A 17184-nucleotide genomic window follows, 5' to 3' on the forward strand; every position below is an offset into this window, starting at 1 on the left:
GGTGGTGTCAAGGGCTGCTTGTGAGCATGGTGATGCTGATGGTGGCCTTGTAGGTGGTGCGGTCGATGGCGGGTCCGCGTGCGTTGTATTTGGAGATTGCGCGTTTGACGATGCGGTCTTTGGTGCGGACCCGCCTGGCCGGCAGGAGGTGAGCCAGGACGTGACGGCCGATGGTGCCGACGAGATCGATGTCGGTGCCGGTGATGACGCCCGCGGCCAGGACAAGTTGGTCTCGGGCAGCGGCGAGGGCCGTGGTGAAGCCGGCCCGGTCCGGGTCGGTGCCCGGGGCGCTGTCGGTGGCGTCGGTCATCGCAGTGCGTAATGCCTGGTAGGCGGTCAGCAGGGCCCAGACTTCCTGTTCGATGCCGTCGGGAGTGCGGGCCCGCAGGACACGTCCGCCCAGAGTCGTCGACTTCAGCTCGGCGTAGGCGGTCTCGATCTCCCAGCGCTCGTGGTAGAGCCGGACGAGTTCACCAGCCGGGTGGGTGGCCGGGTCGGTAAGGGTGGTCAGCAGCCGGTAGTGGCCGGTGCGGGTGCCCTGGGCAGTGCGGATGGTGATCTCGGCGTCGATGACGCGCATGGTCAGCGGTCCGATCCGGGTCAGTACCGAGCCGTCGTGGCAGCGGGCCACCGCGGGCAGTCTCCGGTTGGCCTTGCAGCGGACGAGCAGATGGGTGCCGGTGGCGGCCAGTTGGTTCAGCAGGGCGGCGGAGGAGAAGTTCCGGTCGCCCAGCAGCAGCATTCCGGGCCGCAGGCTGTCTGCCAGGCAGCGGGCGTATTCCAGCTCGCCATGCGTGGCCGGGCCGAACACGGCCCCGATCACCGACCGGGTGCCGCAGGCCACCAGCGCGGCCAGACGCAGTTGCGGGTAGCCCGAGGTCCCGTTGCCGAGCCGCTGCCGGGTGAACACCGCGAGGTTGGCCGGGCAGTCCGGGACCGGCAGCAGGGTGCCGTCAACCGCGACGACCCTCAGTCCCCGCCACCGCCCGGCGGCAGCGGTCGTGGCCGCGGGTCCGCTCACCAGGTTGAACAGCGCCTTCATCGGTGCCGGACCCAGCCGCTGGCGGGCTTGGCGAAGAGCACTGCCGCTGGGCCGGAGCAGCGGCAGGCCCGCCAGCCCGGCGCACAGCCGGTCGAAGACCTGCTGGTAGCCCAGCCCGTTGAAGAGTGCCGCGGCCGGCAGCAGGTACACCGTGACCCGCGCCGGCACCAGCCGGACCCTGCGCTGCACCGCACCGGTCTCCGCCAGCACCGCATCGACCATCTCGAACGGCACGATCCGGGTCAGCTCACCGATATGCCCCGGCGCGAACACCCCGGCCGCTACCCGGGCCGTCCTGGTTATGGCAGCCTGTTCCAACAGCGGAGCTCCCGTAGTGAGGATGTCTTGGAGGACAGCCCTCTTCTACAGCAGCTCCGCTGCCTCGTTCACCAGCCTTGACGAACGACCTCCGCGCCTAACTGAACGGCGTTGCTTCTAGAGGTCTTCAACGGCTGTGGTTACAGCGGTTCGAGCGCGGCGCCCTGCAGTCCCCTGCCGGCGGTACGGCGAATGTCCAGGTCTGCCGGCGTGCGTAGTCGGTCTCGGTGAAGCCGTTGCGGCGGCCCTTGGCAGGACCTCGGTCGAGGCGGATGCGGTAGATCAGCCGGGACCGGTGGCCGGCCTTGGTGCAGATCAGTGCAGCCATGGAGACTCGTTTGGCGCCTGCGGCGGTGATCCTCACTACAGGGGTGCAGCAGCAGGTCCGGCCCGGCCAGGGTGCAAAGAAGAGACCCCGCTTCGCGGCGGCCGTCGATGCTCTGGCACAGGGATACCCGGGTATCTGCACAACAGGTCTACGGTGCCGTAGAACTACGGCTGCGTGCGGGCCAGTTCGTCCAGTGCTTTGTGGCCTACGTGCGGGGCGCTCATGGCCAGCCAGCCGTGGCCGCGTATCTCGGCGTCGGCGTCAACCGGGCGCGGGTGCACGGACAGGTACTCGCACGCTTCCATGGCGCCGGCGGTGCCTTCATCGGGCTCGGCCTCGTCGAACTCCGGGTCGAAGTCCTCGTCGTCGATGGCACGTGTTTCCCAGGGCAGGGGCTCGCCCACCCATTCGGGATTGCTCTCCAGCGCGTACCGGCGCGCGATGCGGCCGGCTTCGGCGACCGCCCAGATATCCGCTCCGCCCGCGACGTCTTCATAGAACATCTGCGCCTCGCCGCAGTGGGCGCTCAGCCGCTCCAGGGCCCCCATCATGCCGTCCCAGCCCCGGCCGATGACGCTGTCGAGGTTGCCGAATATCAGGCGCCAGCCGTCGATTTCAGGGGTGACGAAGACGGGGTCGGCGTTCGGCCGGGCCGGCAGGTCGGCCACGTCGAGTCCTTCGCGGAAGGTGACCGGGACCCGGTCGTGGAGGTCCAGTGCCGCGAACAAGCCCTCGTAGCTCTCACCGGGCACCACGTACCACCAGCAGGTCGGGAGGTGGAACGGCGGTTTCTCGCCGCCGGCCTTGAGCTGGGCGCGGCGCGCCAGCAGCTTCCTGTCCCGCTCTCCCAGCCGGTCGGTGAATCCGGCCCGCAGCAGGGTGCCCAGTCGGTTCTCGCTCATGATCCAGGAGCTTACGACGCACCGCTGACAACCTTGGCGGTAGTCAGCAGTCAGCAGTCAGCAGTCAGCAGTTGGCAGTTGGCAGAGAGCGGAGGCGGCTGGTCCCCGCCTGCTCAGCCGCCGTTCGGCGGTACGAGTTCCGGGTGCTGCAGGGCCAGGCCGTCCACCAGCGCCTGCAGTCCGGTCTCGAACGCGCCCTCGTCGACCTGGCGTTGATGCTCCGCCAGGAGGTGGGCCTGGCCCAGGTGCGGGTAGTCGGCGGGGTCGTAGGCGCTCGGGTCGTCCACGAAGCCGCGGGCGAACGAGCCCAGCGCGGAGCCGGCCACGAAGTAACGGACCATTGCGCAGACCCTGGTGGCCTGGGCGGGCGGCCAGCCCGCCTCGACCATCCCGCCGAACGCCGCATCGGCCATCTTCAGTCCGGCCGGGCGGCGGCCGGGTCCCTGGGCGAGGAAGGGCACGATCTGCGGATGCGCGGCGAGTGCCGCGCGGTAGGAGCGGGCCCAGGCGAGCAGCCCGGCGCGCCAGTCCGTGCCCGTCTCGAAGCCCGACACATCGACCTGGGCGATGACCGTGTCGGCCACCGCGTCGAGGATCTCGTCCTTGGTCGTGAAGTGGTTGTACAGGGACGGCCCGCTCACGCCCAGCTCCGCCGCCAGGCGCCGGGTGGAGAGCGCCGGCAGCCCTTCGGAGTCGATGAGCGCCAGCGCCGTGGAGACGATGCGCTCGCGGCTCAGCAGAGGCTTGCGGGGTCGGGCCATGACGCACATAGTAGGGGCTGCCCATCGAAAACTAGCAGTGCTCATTAACTGTTGCTGTCCAGGTGCCCGTCCACCGGCTGCTTCGGCCTGACCGAACAGGGCACCGGCTCCGACGCCGCGAAACTCGCCGCCGGGCGGTCCGCGACGGGGACTCGTACGTCATCGACGGCACCAAGATGTTCATCACCAACGGCACCTGGGCCGATGTCGTGCTGCTCTTCGCCCGCACCGGCGGCGCTCCGGGGCACCAGGGCATCAGTGCCTTTCTCGTCCCGGCGGACAGCCCCGGCCCGGAGCGCCGTGAGATCCACGGCAAGCTGGGGCTGCGCGGCCAGGCCACCGCGGAGCTGGTCCTGGACGGCGTACGGGTCCCGGCCACCGCCATGCTCGGCCCCGAGGGCAAGGGGTTCTCGGTCGCGATGTCCGCGCCGGCCAAGGGCCGGATGTCGGTGGCGGCCGGCTGTGTGGGCATCGCCCAGGCCGCCCTGGACGCCGCACTCGGCTACGCGGGCGAGCGCGAGCTCGGCGTGCACCGGTCCGTCCGCGGGTGCTCAGCCGCCCGCCCGCGGGCGCTGACCGGTCCGTCCGCGGGCGTCCCGGCTGCCTGCCGCCGGGCCCTAAGCGCTTGCTCAGCGGCGCGATATGGTGTTCGATCCGTCAGAGGAGGGTCCCTGGCGGATCGAGGAGCGGGGTAGGCGATGGGTGCGGCGGCAAAGCGGGCCGAAGAGGAGAACCAGGAGTGGGCCGGGGTGACCCCGGACGCCGCGCGGCGCCTGGTCAGTGCCGCTGTCGAGGCCTTCGCCGAGCGTGGCTACCACGCCACCACCACCCGTGACATCGCCGGCCGCGCCGGTATGAGCCCGGCCGCCCTCTACATCCACTACAAGACCAAGGAAGAGCTGCTGTACCGCATCAGCGGCATCGGCCACGAGAAGGCGCTGCGCATCATGGACGCCGCCGCCGAGGCCGAGGGCAGCGCCACCGAGCGCCTTCGCGACGCCGTGCGGACCTTCGCCCGCTGGCATGCCGAGCACCACACCACCGCCCGGGTCATCCAGTACGAGCTCCAGGCGCTGAGCCCCGAGCACTACACCGAGATCACCGGTCTGCGCCGCCGTACGGACCGGGTGCTGCGGCAGATCATCCAGGACGGCGCGGACAGCGGGGAGTTCCAGGCCGACGACGTGCCGGGCACCACCCTCGCGGTGCTGTCGCTGTGCGTGGACGTCGCCCGCTGGTTCACGGCCCAGGGCCCGCGGACACCCGACGAGGTCGGCACCCTCTATGCCGACCTCGTGCTGCGCATGGTGGGTGCGCCGGTCGCCTGACGCGTGTGGTGGCCGGTTGACGTGCAACCCCTGCCGGCATGCCCCGGTGAGCGGCCTTTGCCGGTCTTTCCCGGGCGTCAGCGCCTCTCGGCTGACGGCACCCCTACTTCTTGAAGCTCTTCGCCCATTTCCGGGATGTGGAGGCACCCATCGCCAAGATCCCCACTCCCGTGCAGAACCACCACATGGACCACAAGGTCGCCCCGACACCGGTCTCCCGGAAGCGTGACCCGCTGCCGATCCAGGACTCGGCCACGTCGAGCTTCTCGCCGGCCGGATAGTCCTCCGCGTTCTCCAGCCTCCCGCTCCACCCGTCGTCGAAATTCCCGCCGCGAGGGGCGAAGTCGCCACCGCACTCGTAGTCGGCATTCTTCCCGTGGGGGTTGGTGTCGGTGCAGTAATCGACCTTGAAGGTGCCGCGTGTGCCCACCAGGCCGGTGGCCTGCACACCCTGGACGCCGTTGAGGACGACAGACCCGGCACCGACAAGGGTGAGCACGAAGCCGAGCAACAGCCCGGTGACCCGCCATCCCCGTGCCGGCTTCGGCTCCTTCTGCTGTTTGTTGCTCGCCTTACGCGATATCGCACTGCGCATCCGAGCACCCTAGTGGCGTCGTGGCGCTTCGCCGCCCTGGTCGGCGCGCTGTCAGGACATCTTCCCGGCGGGCGGCCGCGCCGCGTCAGGCCCCGCGACGGGTGCGCGCGCCCGACGCCGCGCCCCCGGCACGGCGGTCCGGCTGCGGCGGCCCCGGCTACAGGTAGAAGCGGCTGACCGACTCCGCGACACAGACCGGCTTGTCGCCGCCCTCGCGCTCGATGGTCACGACCGTGGCGAGCTGGACGCCGCCGGGCACCTCGGTCACCTCCGCGATCCTGGCGGTGGCGCGCAGCCGTGAGCCGACCGGGACGGTGGCGGGGAAACGGACCTTGTTGGTGCCGTAGTTGATGCCCATCTTCACGTTGTCGACCCGCATCAGCTGCGGTACGAAGGCGGGCAGCAGCGACAGCGTCAGGTAGCCGTGCGCGATGGTGGTGCCGAAGGGGCCGGCCGCGGCCTTCTCCTGGTCCACATGGATCCACTGGTGATCGCCGGTGGCCTCCGCGAACAGGTCGATCCGCTTCTGGTCGATCTCCAGCCAGTCGCTGGTGCCCAGCTCCTCACCGACTGCGTCGCGCAGTTCGTCGAGCGATCCGAACACTCGGGGCTGTGCCATTTTCGTCCGCCTCCTCGGGATCCATCCGCCGCTGTGGTGCACCGGCCGATGCTTACTAAGCGCTTGCTCAGCATGCTGAGTGCGGGTGCCCGCTGTCAACGGTCCGGCGAGCCGCGGAGTCCGGGAAGACGCCACGGAGGGTCGCCTAGGGTTGAACCGTGCCCCAGCTTCCGTACAAGGTTCACGAGCTCACCGTCGGCCAGCTTTCCGCGCGCAGCGGTGCCGCGGTCTCCGCGCTGCACTTCTACGAGTCCAAGGGGCTGATCAGCAGCACCCGGACGGCGGGCAACCAGCGGCGCTATACCCGTGACGCGCTGCGCCGGGTCGCGTTCGTGCGGGCGGCGCAGCGGGTGGGGATCCCGCTCGCGGTGATCCGTGACGCGCTGGCCGAGCTGCCCGACGAACGCACGCCCAACCGCGCCGACTGGGCCCGGCTCTCCGCGGTCTGGCGCGCCGAGCTGGACGAGCGGATCACCCAACTCGTCGAGCTGCGTGACCGGTTGACGGACTGCATCGGCTGTGGCTGCCTCTCGCTGGAGACCTGTGCGCTGTCCAACCCGTACGACAACCTCGGTGAGCAGGGGCCCGGCGCGCGACGGCTGCGGGTCGACCGGAGCGTCAAGGACCCGGAGGGGGCGCAGCAGCGCGCGGGCGGCGAACAGCGGCATACGGGGGTCCGGCGCGGCGAGCGGGACGACGCGCAGGGGTGCTGTACGGACGAGCCGTGAGCGCGGATGCGCCCGCCCCACAGCGGGGCGGGCGCAGGTATGCCGGCTCCGTCACCACATGGACGGGGTGCGGTGGGCCCACGGGCGGGCCTGCTCCAGCTGTGCCGACAGTGCGATCAAGGTGGCCTCGTCGCCGTAGCGCCCGGCCAGCATCACCCCGATCGGCAGTCCCTCGGCGTTCCACTGCAGCGGGACACTCACCGCGGGCTGGCCGGTGGCGTTGTAGAGCGCGGTGAACGGTGTGAAGGCGCCGATGGCGGCGAACTCGGCCTCGGGATCGGCGTCGTTGCGCAGCCCGCCGACCGGCACCGGAGGCGCGGCCACCGTGGGCGAGAGGATCACGTCATAGCCGGTGCCCGGCGGCATCAGGCCGTCCGCGACGGACTGGGCGAGGAGCCGGAACGCGTACATCGAGCGTGCGAAGTCCGTACCGGAGACCTCGGCGCCGCGGGCGCGCAGCGAGCGGGTGAGCGGCATCAGCAGTTCCTCCCGCTCCGGCGGCACGGGGCGGCTCGCGGCGAGCACCGACCAGACACGGGTGAAGGCGAGCAGGATGCCGTCGTCGGCCGGCAGCGACAGCTCCTCGACCTCGTGGCCGAGCCCGGCCAGCAGGGCGGCGGTGTCGGTGGTGGCGGTGCGGCAGTCGGAGTGGACCGTGAGGCCGGGGACGGGCGGCTCGGTGAGGCAGGCGATCCGCAGCCGTCCGGGGTCGCGGCGGGCGTGGGTGGCGAAGGTCTCCCCGGGCGGCAGAGGCGGCGCGGCGAACGGGTCGCCGGGCATCGCGCCCGCCATGACGTCCAGCAGGGTGGCCGCGTCCGCGACCGTACGGGCCAGTGGTCCCGAGGTGGCCAGGCCGGAGATGTCGTGCAGCAGCGGGCCGCCGCTGATCCGGCCGCGGCTGGGCTTGATGCCGAACAGTCCGCAGACGGAGGCCGGGATACGGACCGAGCCGCCGCCGTCGCTGGCGTGCGCGAGCGGTGCCAGGCCGCCGGCCACGGCCGCGGCCGCCCCGCCGCTGGAGCCGCCCGCCGAGCGTGCCAGGTCCCAGGGGGTGCGGGCGGGCGGTGCCAGGTCGTTCTCGGTGTAGCACGGCAGCCCGAATTCGGGGGTGTTGGTCTTGCCGAGCAGGATCGTGCCGCCCGCCCGCAGCTTGTGGACGACATGGTCGTCGACGGTCGGCACATGCCCGGCCAGCGCCCGGGAACCCATCGTGCAGCGCACCCCGGCGACCTGGTTGAGGTCCTTCACGGGGACGGGGACGCCGTGCAGCGGCGGGAGCGCACGGCCCTCCCGGCGGGCCGCGGTGGCCTCGCTCTCGGCGTCCGAGGCCTGCTTGCGGGCCATCTCCGGGGTGCGGGTGAGGAAGGCACCGAGGGAGTCGTCCAGCCGCTCGATCCGTGTCAGGTAGTGCTCGGTGAGTTCCACGGGGGAGAGCTCACCCGTCCGGATTCCCTCGGCCTGTTCGACCGCGGTCAGATCGTGCAGTTCGGCCATGGACGTCCACCCTCTCCTACGGGTGCCCGTACGGCCCTGTGCCGTACGGGCAGGAGGGCCGACGACACCAGGCGGGCGCGATGCCGGTATGGGTGGTCAGCCCGTGAACAGTTGTTTCAGCTTGAGGGCCGGCTCGTAAAGGCCGTAGCGGAACGGGATGCCGACCCGGAGCCGGACGAGGGCGGACAGGAGGGCGCGGCGGGCAGGACGAGCCGGCGGCCTCCACCCCGGAGGGGCGACGATGCGGGAGCGGGCGAGCGCGATCATGCGGCGGCACCTCGCCGGTTATCCGCCGGAACGCACCTCGCCGGTCATCGCCGGAACGTACCTCGCCGGTCATCCGCCGGGAAGGCCGCTCAGCAAGGTCGCTGCAGCGGACACCAGTTGGGCATTGGCAGTAGCCGGCCGGCCGTCGGGCAGCAGCAGGGTGTCCTCGATGCCGATCCGGGTGGACAGGCCCAGCTCGCCGGCCAGCCGCAGCACGGGCCAGGCCCCGCCGTCCATCCCGTGCAGCAGCACCGGGCGGCCGGGCGCGGCGCCGGCCACAGCGGTCAGCAGCTCACGCGCGAGGGGCGGCGCGGACCCGGCGTCGGTGTCCATCACTTCGGCCAGCACCCGCAGCACCCGCGGCGCGAGCGGGGAGCGGGCGAACGACTCCGCGGCGTCCGTGCCCGACCAGCTGCCGGCCTCGATGCCTATGCCGCGCTCCAGCAGGGCGGCGGCGACGGCTTCGGCGCCCGGCTCGTGCCAGTTCACCGAGGCGTGGTCGGGCAGCACCGTCCAGGAGCGGACCCGCTCCGCGCGGACTGCGGGATCCGGCTCGCACCAGGCGCCGGTCGTCACCCCGACCGGGACATCCACCACCGCCCGGACGGCTTCCAGGGCGGCGGCCACCACGTGCGGCGCAAGGGAGTCCTCGCCGCACGGGGTCTTGGGGTGGACATGGACATCGCAGGCACCGGCCGCCACCGCCTGCTGCGCGGCCTCGGCGAGGGCGGCCGGTGACACCGGAACCGCCGCGGAATCGGCCGCCGTACGGGGGCCGTTGAGACAGACCTGAAGCATGCCCCGATGATGACAGCAGGGTATGACAGGGGCACTGATTCCGGCCGTTCCGGTGTCACCGGCCGTACGACACCCCCTAGGTGTATCGCCCTGTGAGGCTGGGGACGCGGCCTGGCGCCTCAGGCCGCCGCGAACGCCTCCGCCTCGTGCACCCGCACCCGGCCCGCCGTGGTCAGTGCCTCGTGCGTCAGCACGGACAGCGGGGCCAGCACCCCGCACTGCAGGCAGGCCGGCCCGGGTGCCGGTGCGTCCACCGCATCGGGGAGCCAGGCGAAGCGGGTGCCGCTGCACACCGGGCAGTCGCGGCGCGGCCGCCCCGCTTCCATCGCCACGATCATGCGGCGCAGCACCACCGCGAGACGGGCCGCGGGGTGGCGCTGCGGTGACTCGCACGGCACGATGTCGCAGCCGCCCCAGGTCCGCCGGTGCCATTCGTCGATCGCGCCGGGCTGCCGGATGCCGTCGTGTTTCTCCTTGCGGCGCCGGGCGGCGAATTCCTCCTCGTACGCGAGCCAGAGCGTGCGGGCCTCTTCCAGCTCGGCGAGCGCGGCCATCAGCCGCTCCGGATCGGGGTCGCGGTCCTGGGTCGCGATACCGGCCCGGGTGCACAGGTGGTGCCAGGTCGCCCGATGCCCGTAAGGGGCGAAGCGTTCAAGACACTTGCGCAGGGCCGTGCGTCGCTGGGTCGCGACGAGTCGTGGATTGCGGACCTGTTCTGCGAGGGCTCTGAAACCGGCCATTTCATCCCACCTCCGTGGGGAGGATCCGACTGAACGGAGATGGGACGTAGTCGATCACCAACTGGATCCCTCGAACTTTCTTGCGATTTCAGGGGCGATGTTGCGGCTTTCCGGGGCGGCCCCGGCGGAAACTCCCGCTGCGGAGAGAAAAGTTGACTGTTGTTCATCTTCCGGTCAGGGATAACCGGCGGTAACGTCCCGCCCGCCCTCCCCCTCGCTCGTGACGGGCAGGGGACCCCCAGCGAGGAGCAGGAATGCGACGACGTACCGGAAGGCTCAGGACTGCCGTCGCGGCGGCCCTGTTCGCCTTGGGTGCCACGCTCTTGGCACCGCCCCCCACCGCGGCCGCGGCCGCCGCACCGTCCCCCACTCTCGACTTCGCTCGAGCGGGAGGTGCCCCCATCGCCCACGACTACTGCCAGGGCCAGTGCGCCGACATCCTGCCGCCCGGCGCCACCGGCAACGCCACCTTGGTGGAGATCCTCGGCAACAAGGTGTTCGGCACCCACCCCGAGCACTCCACCGACCAACTCGGCCCGTACGGCGCGCTGGCGAGCGGCTACCAGTCGCTCACCGACGACACCCTCACCCAGTTCTTCAACGACGCCTCCTTCGGCGTCCCCCAGGACCAGGTCGGCAAGGTCACCACGCCCCGCAACGACGTGACCATCACCCGGGACAAGAAGACCGGGGTGCCGCACATCAAGGGCACCACCCGCTACGGCACCGAGTTCGGCGCAGGCTACGCCGCGGGCCAGGACCGGCTCTGGCTGATGGACCTCTTCCGCCACATCGGCCGCGGCGAACTGACCTCCTTCGCCGGCGGGGCCCTCGCCAACCAGGGCCTGGAGCAGCAGTTCTGGCCGCAGGCGCCCTACACCGAGGCCGATCTCCAGGCCCAGGTCGACAACATCCGCGACTCCAACGGAGAGCGCGGCAAACTGGCCATGCAGGACGCCCAGGCCTATGTCGACGGCATCAACGCCTACCGCGAACAGTCCAAGAACGGCCGCTACTTCCCCGGTGAGTACGTCCTCACCGGCCATGTCGACGCGATCACCAACGCCGGTGAGATCCAGCCCTTCAAGCTCACCGACCTGATAGCCCTCGCCTCCGTCGTCGGCGGTCTCTTCGGCAACGGGGGAGGCGGCGAGGTCCCCTCGGCCCTCGCGCTGCTCTCCGCCCAGCAGAAGTACGGCGTCGAGAAGGGCACCCAGGTGTGGGAGTCCTTCCGGGAGCGCAACGACCCCGAGGCCGCCAAGACCCTGCACGACGGCAGCAGCTTCCCGTACGCGGTCAAGCCGGCCAAGGCCCAGGGCACCGCACTGCCCGACCGCGGCTCGGTCACCCCCGAGCCGCTGGTCTTCGACCGCACCGGCGCGGCCACCGTCAAGAGCGGGACACCGCCGCGGGACCCGGTCAAGGCGCCCGGGAAGTACAAGAAGCTGGAAGGCCTCTTCAAGGACGGGGTGCTGCCCAAGGGGAGCTTCGACCCCACCCAGCACCGCGGGATGTCCAACGCCCTGCTGGTCTCCGGCAAGCACTCCGCGAGCGGCCACCCGGTTGCCGTCTTCGGCCCGCAGACCGGCTACTTCGCGCCCCAGCTCCTGATGCTCCAGGAGATCCAGGGGCCCGGCATCAGCGCCCGCGGCGCCTCCTTCGCGGGCGTCGGGATGTACGTCCAGCTCGGCCGCGGGCAGGACTACGCCTGGAGCGCCACCTCCGCCGGCCAGGACATCACCGACACCTACGCCGTCGAGCTGTGCAACGCGGACGGCTCCGCGGCCACCAAGGACTCCACCTCCTACCGCTACCGCGGGGCCTGCGTCCCCATGGAGAAGCTGGAGCGCACCAACTCCTGGAAGCCCACCGTCGCCGACCCGACGGCGGCCGGCTCCTACCGGATGCAGGTCTTCCGGACGAAGTACGGGACCGTCACCCACCGCGCCACCGTCGACGGCAAGCCCGTCGCCTACACCGCGCAGCGCTCCACCTACCGCCACGAGGCCGACTCGATCATCGGCTTCCAGATGTTCAACGACCCGTCCTACGTCCGCGACGCCAAGACGTTCCAGCAGGCCGCCGAGCACATCGGCTACGCCTTCAACTGGTTCTACGCCGACTCCCGTGACATCGCGTTCTACAACAGCGGCCTCAATCCGGTCCGCAACCCCGACGTCGATCCCGCACTGCCCATCAAGGCGGACGACGCCTACGAGTGGAAGGGCTACGACCCGGACACCAACACCACCGACTACACCCCGCCCGCCCAGCATCCGCAGTCCGTCGACCAGGACTACTACATCTCGTGGAACAACAAGCAGGCCAAGGACTACGACTCGGCCGGCTTCGGCAACGGGTCGGTGCACCGCGGCAATCTGCTGGACGACCGGGTGCGCGCGCTGACCGAGGCCGGCGGGGTGACCCGGGCCTCGCTGACCCGCGCCATGTCCGAGGCCGCCGTCACCGACCTGCGCGGCGAGGACGTGCTGCCCGAACTCCTGCGGGTCCTGCAGAGCAAGCCCGTCACCGACCCGAAGCTGAAGACCGCGGTCCAGCAGCTGGAGGCCTGGCGCAAGGACGGCGCCCAGCGCCGCGAGACCGCCGCGGGCTCGCACACCTACACCCACCCCGACGCCGTACGCCTGATGGACGCCTGGTGGCCGCTGATGGTCGACGCGGTCTTCAAGCCAGGGCTGGGCGGCGACCTCTATGACGCGCTGCGGGCCAATCTCGGCATCGACGAATCCCCGTCGGCCGGCCACGGCCCGACCGGGGCGCACGCCGGATCGGCCTTCCAGTACGGCTGGTGGAGCTACGCGGACAAGGACCTGCGGTCGGTGCTCGGCGACAAGGTGGCCGGCCCGCTCGCGCAGCCGTACTGCGGCAACGGTGAACTCGCCGCCTGCCGCGACACCCTGCTGGCCACACTCCAGCAGGCGACCGGGAAAACGGCCGAGCAGGTCTACCCCGGCGACGACAGCTGCAAGGCCGGCGACCAGTGGTGCTCGGACGCGATCATCCACCGCGCGGTGGGCGGTCTGACCCACGACACCATCAGCTGGCAGAACCGGCCGACCTACCAGCAGGTCGTGGAGTTCCCGGCACACCGGTAGGGGGAGCGCGGCACGGCGAGGCCCCGGGGTATCACCACCGCCCCGGGGCCTTCGCGCGCGCCCGCCGGGTGTCTTGCCGTGCCAATTCCCTTACCGGGAAGCCCGACTGCCCTCCGGGCCGGAATTCCACGGGGGTTATGCTGCAGGGTTCTGAACTCCAGGGATTGGGAAAGCGAGGCATGGCCTTGTCAGGTCCGCAGCAGTACCCGACGGAGCTGCTGGATACCACCATGGACCAGCTGCGCACGCTGATCGTCGTCCACGAGGCGGGCACCGCGCTGGGCGCCGCGCGGCGGCTGGGCCGCGAACAGTCCAGTGTGCAAAAGCAGCTGGACACCATGAACCGCACCTTTGCCGCGCTGTGCGGCGAGGAGCTGGTCCTCAAGCAAGGGCGGGGCCGGGACGCCCTGTTCACCGCGACCGGCGAGGCGCTGGTCGAGCTGGCGCGGCGCACGCTGGGGGAGTGGTCGGACGGGGTGCGCGACGCCCGCCGCCGGCTCGGCCGGACGCTGTCCGTCGGCACCACCCGCTACACCCTGGGCTTCCTGCTGGACGCGGTGGAACGCGTCGCGGAGGACTATGAGCGCGACGACGTCGATCTGAAGGTCACCCATGTCCGCACCGGCGACCTCTTCACCAAGCTGCGCACCAAAGAACTCGATCTGGTCTGCGGCAGCGTCGTGGTCACCCAGGACGACGAAGCGGAGCTGCTGGCTCCGTACGAGGTCATGGAATGGCGGCGCAGCGGGCTCTCCCTGCTCACGAACCTGCCGCCGGAACGGCTCCCCGGCACCTCCTTCGGCGCCCACGACCTGCCCCGGCTGCCGCTGGTCGTCTCGACGCGCGGCCTGATCAGCCGTTTCCTGACCTCCTGGTACGGCCCCGACTACCGGCACAAGCTGTCCGTGGCGGCCGAGATCGAGGCCGCGCACTACGGCTTCGAACTGCTGCGGTCGGGAGTGGTCAGCGGGGCGATGCTGGTCACCCGGGGCATCGGGGAGGCCGCCGCCGACGGCCGCCTCCCGGAAGCCGGCGGGCTGCGCACCCTGGAGATCGTCGGGGAGGTGGGCCCCCGGACCGAGGTGCTGGTCGGCGTCTTCACCCGCCGCGGCGAGCGGGACTCCTACGCCCCCGGCCACCCCCTCAACCTCCTGTGGGACGCGCTGTCCAGGGAGAGCGGGCGATGGTGGCTGAGCTCGTGAGCGCGCGGGGGCACCGGCCGCTCAGACCAGCTCCCGCTCCCGGGTCTCCGGCAGTGCCAGCACGCACAGCAGCGACACGACCGCCATCGCGCTGACGTACCAGCCCACCGAGGCCGACCCGTACGCCGACTGGAGCCGGGTGGCGACCAGCGGGGCCACCGCGCCGCCGAGGACGCCGCCCAGGTTGTAGGCCAGCGAGGCACCCGAGTACCGCACCCGCGTACCGAACAGCTCCGGCAGATACGCGCCCATCGGGCCGTACACCACACCCATGCAGAACAGCGCGCCGCCGATGCCGAGGGCGATCAGCACCGGCGTCCCGGTGTCCAGCAGCGGGAAGAGCACGAGGCCCCACACCACCGCGAGGGCGCTCCCGGCGAGGATCAGCTTGCGGCGCCCGGCGGCGTCGGAGCGGGTGGCGGCGAGCCAGGTACCGGCGGCGAGGAACAGGCAGGCGACGAGGGAGAGCCCCAGCATGGTGTTGCGGGAGATGCCGAGGGTGGTGGTGGCGTAGGACAGGCAGTAGGTCGTCGCGGTGTAGAAGAGGCCGTACGCGACGATCATTCCGCCCGCGCCCAGCAGCAGTTCGCGCGGATGACGGCGCAGCACCTCGACGGCGGGGACCTTGCTCGCCTCCTGGGCGTCCAGCACCTTCGCGAACACCGGCGTCTCACTGATCTTCAGCCGTACGAACAGCCCCACCCCGACCAGCAGGAACGACAGCAGAAACGGCACCCGCCAGCCCCACGAGCCAAACGCCGCGTCATCGAGCACCGACGACAGCAGCCAGAACACCCCGGTCGCCGCGAAGAACCCCACGGACGGGCCGAGTTGCGGGAAGGCCGCATACAGCCCACGGCGCCTGCGCGGCGCGTGCTCGACCGCGAGCAGCGCGGCCCCGCCCCACTCGCCGCCCAGGCCGATGCCCTGCAGGAAGCGCAGCACGAGCAGCAGCAACGGCGCCCAGACGCCCCAGGTGCCGTAGCCCGGGAGCAGCCCCACGCACGCCGTCGAGAGCCCCATCAGCAGCAGCGAGGCGACCAGCACGGACTTACGGCCCACCCGGTCACCGAAGTGGCCGAAGAGCACCGAGCCCAGCGGCCGCGCGGCGAACGCCACCGCGTAGGTGGAGAAGGACGCGAGGGTCGCGTTGACCGGGTTGAGCGTCGGGAAGAACGCCTGGTTGAGGACGAGCGCGGCGGCCGTCCCGTAGATGTAGAAGTCGTAGAACTCGATGGCCGTCCCGATGAAGGAGGCCACCGCCACCCGGCGCAGGCTCTCACCGCCGCCGGCCTCCCCTTTCGTCTCCGGGGGAGAATCCGCCGGGGTCTGCGCTGATGCCTGCGCTGATGTCGCGTCACTACTCACCAGCGCACTTTCCGGCCCGGTGCAGGGGGCAGTCAAGAGGCGAAATGGGCTGTCTCGGTTCTTGAGACCGGGGTCGGGCGGGACAGGCGTCGGCCGGACCGGGGGCGGCCCGGATCGAGGCCGGCCCGGATCGTGACAGGCCGGAGCCGGTCGCGCTCCGGGCCAACGCCCGTTACGGGTACCGCAGATACCGCCGTCGCACCGCTCGGAAGCGCTGCAGGCCCGCGCGCCAGGCGGCCACGATCTCGTCCGGATCCGCGCCCGCGTCGATCATCTTCCGGACGGTCGACGAGCCGGTCAGCCGGTCGATGCCGTTGTCGGGACGCCAGGCGAAGCCGCTCCAGACCCGCTTCGCGGTCACCAGGAGGCCGATGCCGGTACGCACCGGGTCGAACGCCTCGCGGTCGTGGACGTGCAGCTGGACGCCGCCGATCGTCTTGCCCTGGAACTTGGAGAAGGTGGGAGCGAAGTAGGCCTCCCGGAAGTGGACGCCGGGCAGGCCCAGTCCGGTGGCGGCAGCAGCCCAGCGGCGGTCGATGCCGTCCGCACCCAGCAGCTCGAAGGGGCGGGTGGTGCCGCGCCCCTCGGAGAGGTTGGTGCCCTCGAAGAGACAGGTGCCGGAGTAGACCAGGGTGGTGTCGGGCGTGGGCATGTTGGGGCTCGGCGGCACCCAGGGCAGGCCGGTGGCGTCGAAGAAGTCGGTGCGCCGCCAGCCGGTCATCCGCACGGTCTCCAGCTCCACCGGGCGCCCGGCCGCCTGCGGCACGAACTCGCCGTTGAACAGCAGCGCCAGCTCCGCCACCGTCATCCCGTGTGCCTGCGCGATCGGCTCCCGTCCGACGAACGAGGCGTACGCCTTGTCGAGCACGGGGCCGGTGGCCGAGCGGCCGGTGACCGGATTGGGCCGGTCGAGGACGACGAAGCGCTTGCCGGCGAGCGCCGCCGCCACCATGCAGTCGTACAGCGTCCAGATGTAGGTGTAGAACCGCGCGCCCACGTCCTGGATGTCGAAGACGACGGTGTCCACACCGGAGGCGCCGAAGATGCCGGCGAGTTCCCTGCCGCTCTTGTTGTACGTGTCGTAGACCGGCAGTCCGGTGGCCGGATCGTCGTAGCGGCCCTCGGAACCGCCGGCCTGCGCGGTGCCGCGGAATCCGTGCTCGGGGCCGAAGACGGCGGTCAGCCGCACCCGTTCGTCGGCGTGCATCACATCCACGATGTGCCGCAGATCCCGGGTGACGCCGGTGGGGTTGGTGACGATGCCGGCCCGGTGGCCGTCCAGCAGGCGGTAGCCGTCGGCGGACAGCCGGTCGAAGCCGGTGTGTACCCGCCGGCCGCCGCCGTGCGGGGCACGCACCGCCTGCGCGGGCCCCGCGCCCGCGGCCCATGCCGCACCGGTCGCGCCGGCCGTCGCCAGCCGCCCGAGCAGAACGCGTCTCGACAGAGCCATCCGCACACCTCCGTGATCAGGGAATCAACCTCAACCGGGTACGTGTCGTGTGCACGCTAGCCCGCTCCGGGGCGTGGCGGAATGGACCCGGCCGGTACGGCAAGGACTCTTCCGCCGGGACATACCGA

At 71.3% G+C, this 17184-nt stretch carries 15 protein-coding genes and 2 pseudogenes; 5 read left to right on the plus strand and 12 right to left on the minus strand.

Annotation, left to right across the window (positions count from 1 at the left end; all coding sequences use genetic code 11):
• Positions 1-7 precede the first annotated feature (7 nt).
• The 4 genes and pseudogenes from OHS81_RS29370 to OHS81_RS29385 form a co-directional block, all read right to left on the minus strand.
• Positions 8-1360, minus strand: a complete 1353-nt coding sequence (locus OHS81_RS29370) for an IS4 family transposase (protein ID WP_328388162.1) — start codon at positions 1358-1360, stop codon at positions 8-10.
• Positions 1361-1568: 208 nt separating this feature from the next.
• Positions 1569-1733 (minus strand): annotated as a pseudogene (locus OHS81_RS37505) (IS630 family transposase); the annotation flags it as partial.
• 119 nt (positions 1734-1852) lie between these two features.
• Entirely contained in the window at positions 1853-2590 is a 738-nt protein-coding gene (locus OHS81_RS29380) for a hypothetical protein (RefSeq protein ID WP_328388166.1), read from the minus strand.
• A gap of 113 nt (positions 2591-2703) precedes the next feature.
• A complete protein-coding gene (locus tag OHS81_RS29385) occupies positions 2704-3351 on the minus strand; it encodes a TetR/AcrR family transcriptional regulator (protein ID WP_328388168.1) in 648 nt (215 codons plus the stop codon).
• A 75-nt stretch (positions 3352-3426) separates the two neighbouring features.
• On the opposite strand from OHS81_RS29385, the pseudogene OHS81_RS29390 reads away from it, so the two are divergent.
• Together OHS81_RS29390 and OHS81_RS29395 are read left to right on the plus strand one after the other, a co-directional pair.
• Positions 3427-3872 (plus strand): annotated as a pseudogene (locus tag OHS81_RS29390) (acyl-CoA dehydrogenase family protein); the annotation flags it as partial.
• 177 nt (positions 3873-4049) lie between these two features.
• Positions 4050-4679 carry a TetR/AcrR family transcriptional regulator gene (locus OHS81_RS29395; RefSeq protein WP_328388169.1) on the plus strand — a complete coding sequence of 210 codons (630 nt, stop codon included), beginning with the start codon at positions 4050-4052 and terminating at the stop codon, positions 4677-4679.
• 103 nt (positions 4680-4782) lie between these two features.
• On the opposite strand, the gene OHS81_RS29400 is transcribed toward OHS81_RS29395, so the two are convergent.
• The gene (locus OHS81_RS29400) at positions 4783-5274 is read right to left on the minus strand and encodes a hypothetical protein (protein ID WP_328388171.1); all 492 of its coding nucleotides are present in this window, start codon (positions 5272-5274) and stop codon (positions 4783-4785) included.
• A 157-nt stretch (positions 5275-5431) separates the two neighbouring features.
• Positions 5432-5893, minus strand: a complete 462-nt coding sequence (locus OHS81_RS29405) for a MaoC family dehydratase (protein ID WP_129297156.1) — start codon at positions 5891-5893, stop codon at positions 5432-5434.
• 158 nt (positions 5894-6051) lie between these two features.
• On the opposite strand from OHS81_RS29405, the gene soxR reads away from it, so the two are divergent.
• On the plus strand, positions 6052-6621 hold the full coding sequence (gene soxR / locus OHS81_RS29410) for a redox-sensitive transcriptional activator SoxR (RefSeq protein ID WP_328388174.1): 570 nt from the start codon (positions 6052-6054) through the stop codon (positions 6619-6621).
• A 51-nt stretch (positions 6622-6672) separates the two neighbouring features.
• Here the strand turns inward: soxR and OHS81_RS29415 are convergent, their stop codons facing one another.
• The 4 genes from OHS81_RS29415 to OHS81_RS29430 form a co-directional block, all read right to left on the minus strand.
• Complete coding sequence (locus OHS81_RS29415) at positions 6673-8115, minus strand: amidase (protein ID WP_328388176.1); 1443 nt, start codon at positions 8113-8115, stop codon at positions 6673-6675.
• 96 nt (positions 8116-8211) lie between these two features.
• A complete protein-coding gene (locus OHS81_RS29420) occupies positions 8212-8382 on the minus strand; it encodes an MFS transporter small subunit (protein ID WP_328388178.1) in 171 nt (56 codons plus the stop codon).
• Positions 8383-8451: 69 nt separating this feature from the next.
• Complete coding sequence (locus tag OHS81_RS29425; RefSeq protein WP_328388180.1) at positions 8452-9180, minus strand: 3-keto-5-aminohexanoate cleavage protein; 729 nt, start codon at positions 9178-9180, stop codon at positions 8452-8454.
• A 119-nt stretch (positions 9181-9299) separates the two neighbouring features.
• Positions 9300-9920, minus strand: coding sequence for a hypothetical protein (locus OHS81_RS29430; RefSeq protein WP_328388182.1), 621 nt, complete (start codon positions 9918-9920; stop codon positions 9300-9302).
• 254 nt (positions 9921-10174) lie between these two features.
• On the opposite strand from OHS81_RS29430, the gene OHS81_RS29435 reads away from it, so the two are divergent.
• Together OHS81_RS29435 and OHS81_RS29440 are read left to right on the plus strand one after the other, a co-directional pair.
• Positions 10175-13036, plus strand: coding sequence for a penicillin acylase family protein (locus tag OHS81_RS29435; protein ID WP_328388184.1), 2862 nt, complete (start codon positions 10175-10177; stop codon positions 13034-13036).
• A 179-nt stretch (positions 13037-13215) separates the two neighbouring features.
• Positions 13216-14238 carry a LysR family transcriptional regulator gene (locus OHS81_RS29440; RefSeq protein WP_328388186.1) on the plus strand — a complete coding sequence of 341 codons (1023 nt, stop codon included), beginning with the start codon at positions 13216-13218 and terminating at the stop codon, positions 14236-14238.
• Between the two features lie 21 nt (positions 14239-14259).
• Here the strand turns inward: OHS81_RS29440 and OHS81_RS29445 are convergent, their stop codons facing one another.
• Together OHS81_RS29445 and OHS81_RS29450 are read right to left on the minus strand one after the other, a co-directional pair.
• The gene (locus OHS81_RS29445) at positions 14260-15606 is read right to left on the minus strand and encodes an MFS transporter (RefSeq protein ID WP_443058783.1); all 1347 of its coding nucleotides are present in this window, start codon (positions 15604-15606) and stop codon (positions 14260-14262) included.
• 172 nt (positions 15607-15778) lie between these two features.
• Entirely contained in the window at positions 15779-17056 is a 1278-nt protein-coding gene (locus OHS81_RS29450) for an exo-beta-N-acetylmuramidase NamZ family protein (RefSeq protein ID WP_328388188.1), read from the minus strand.
• Between the last annotated feature and the right edge of the window lie 128 nt (positions 17057-17184).

It is taken from the genome of Streptomyces sp. NBC_00400 (assembly GCF_036048035.1).
Lineage (GTDB): Bacteria > Actinomycetota > Actinomycetes > Streptomycetales > Streptomycetaceae > Streptomyces.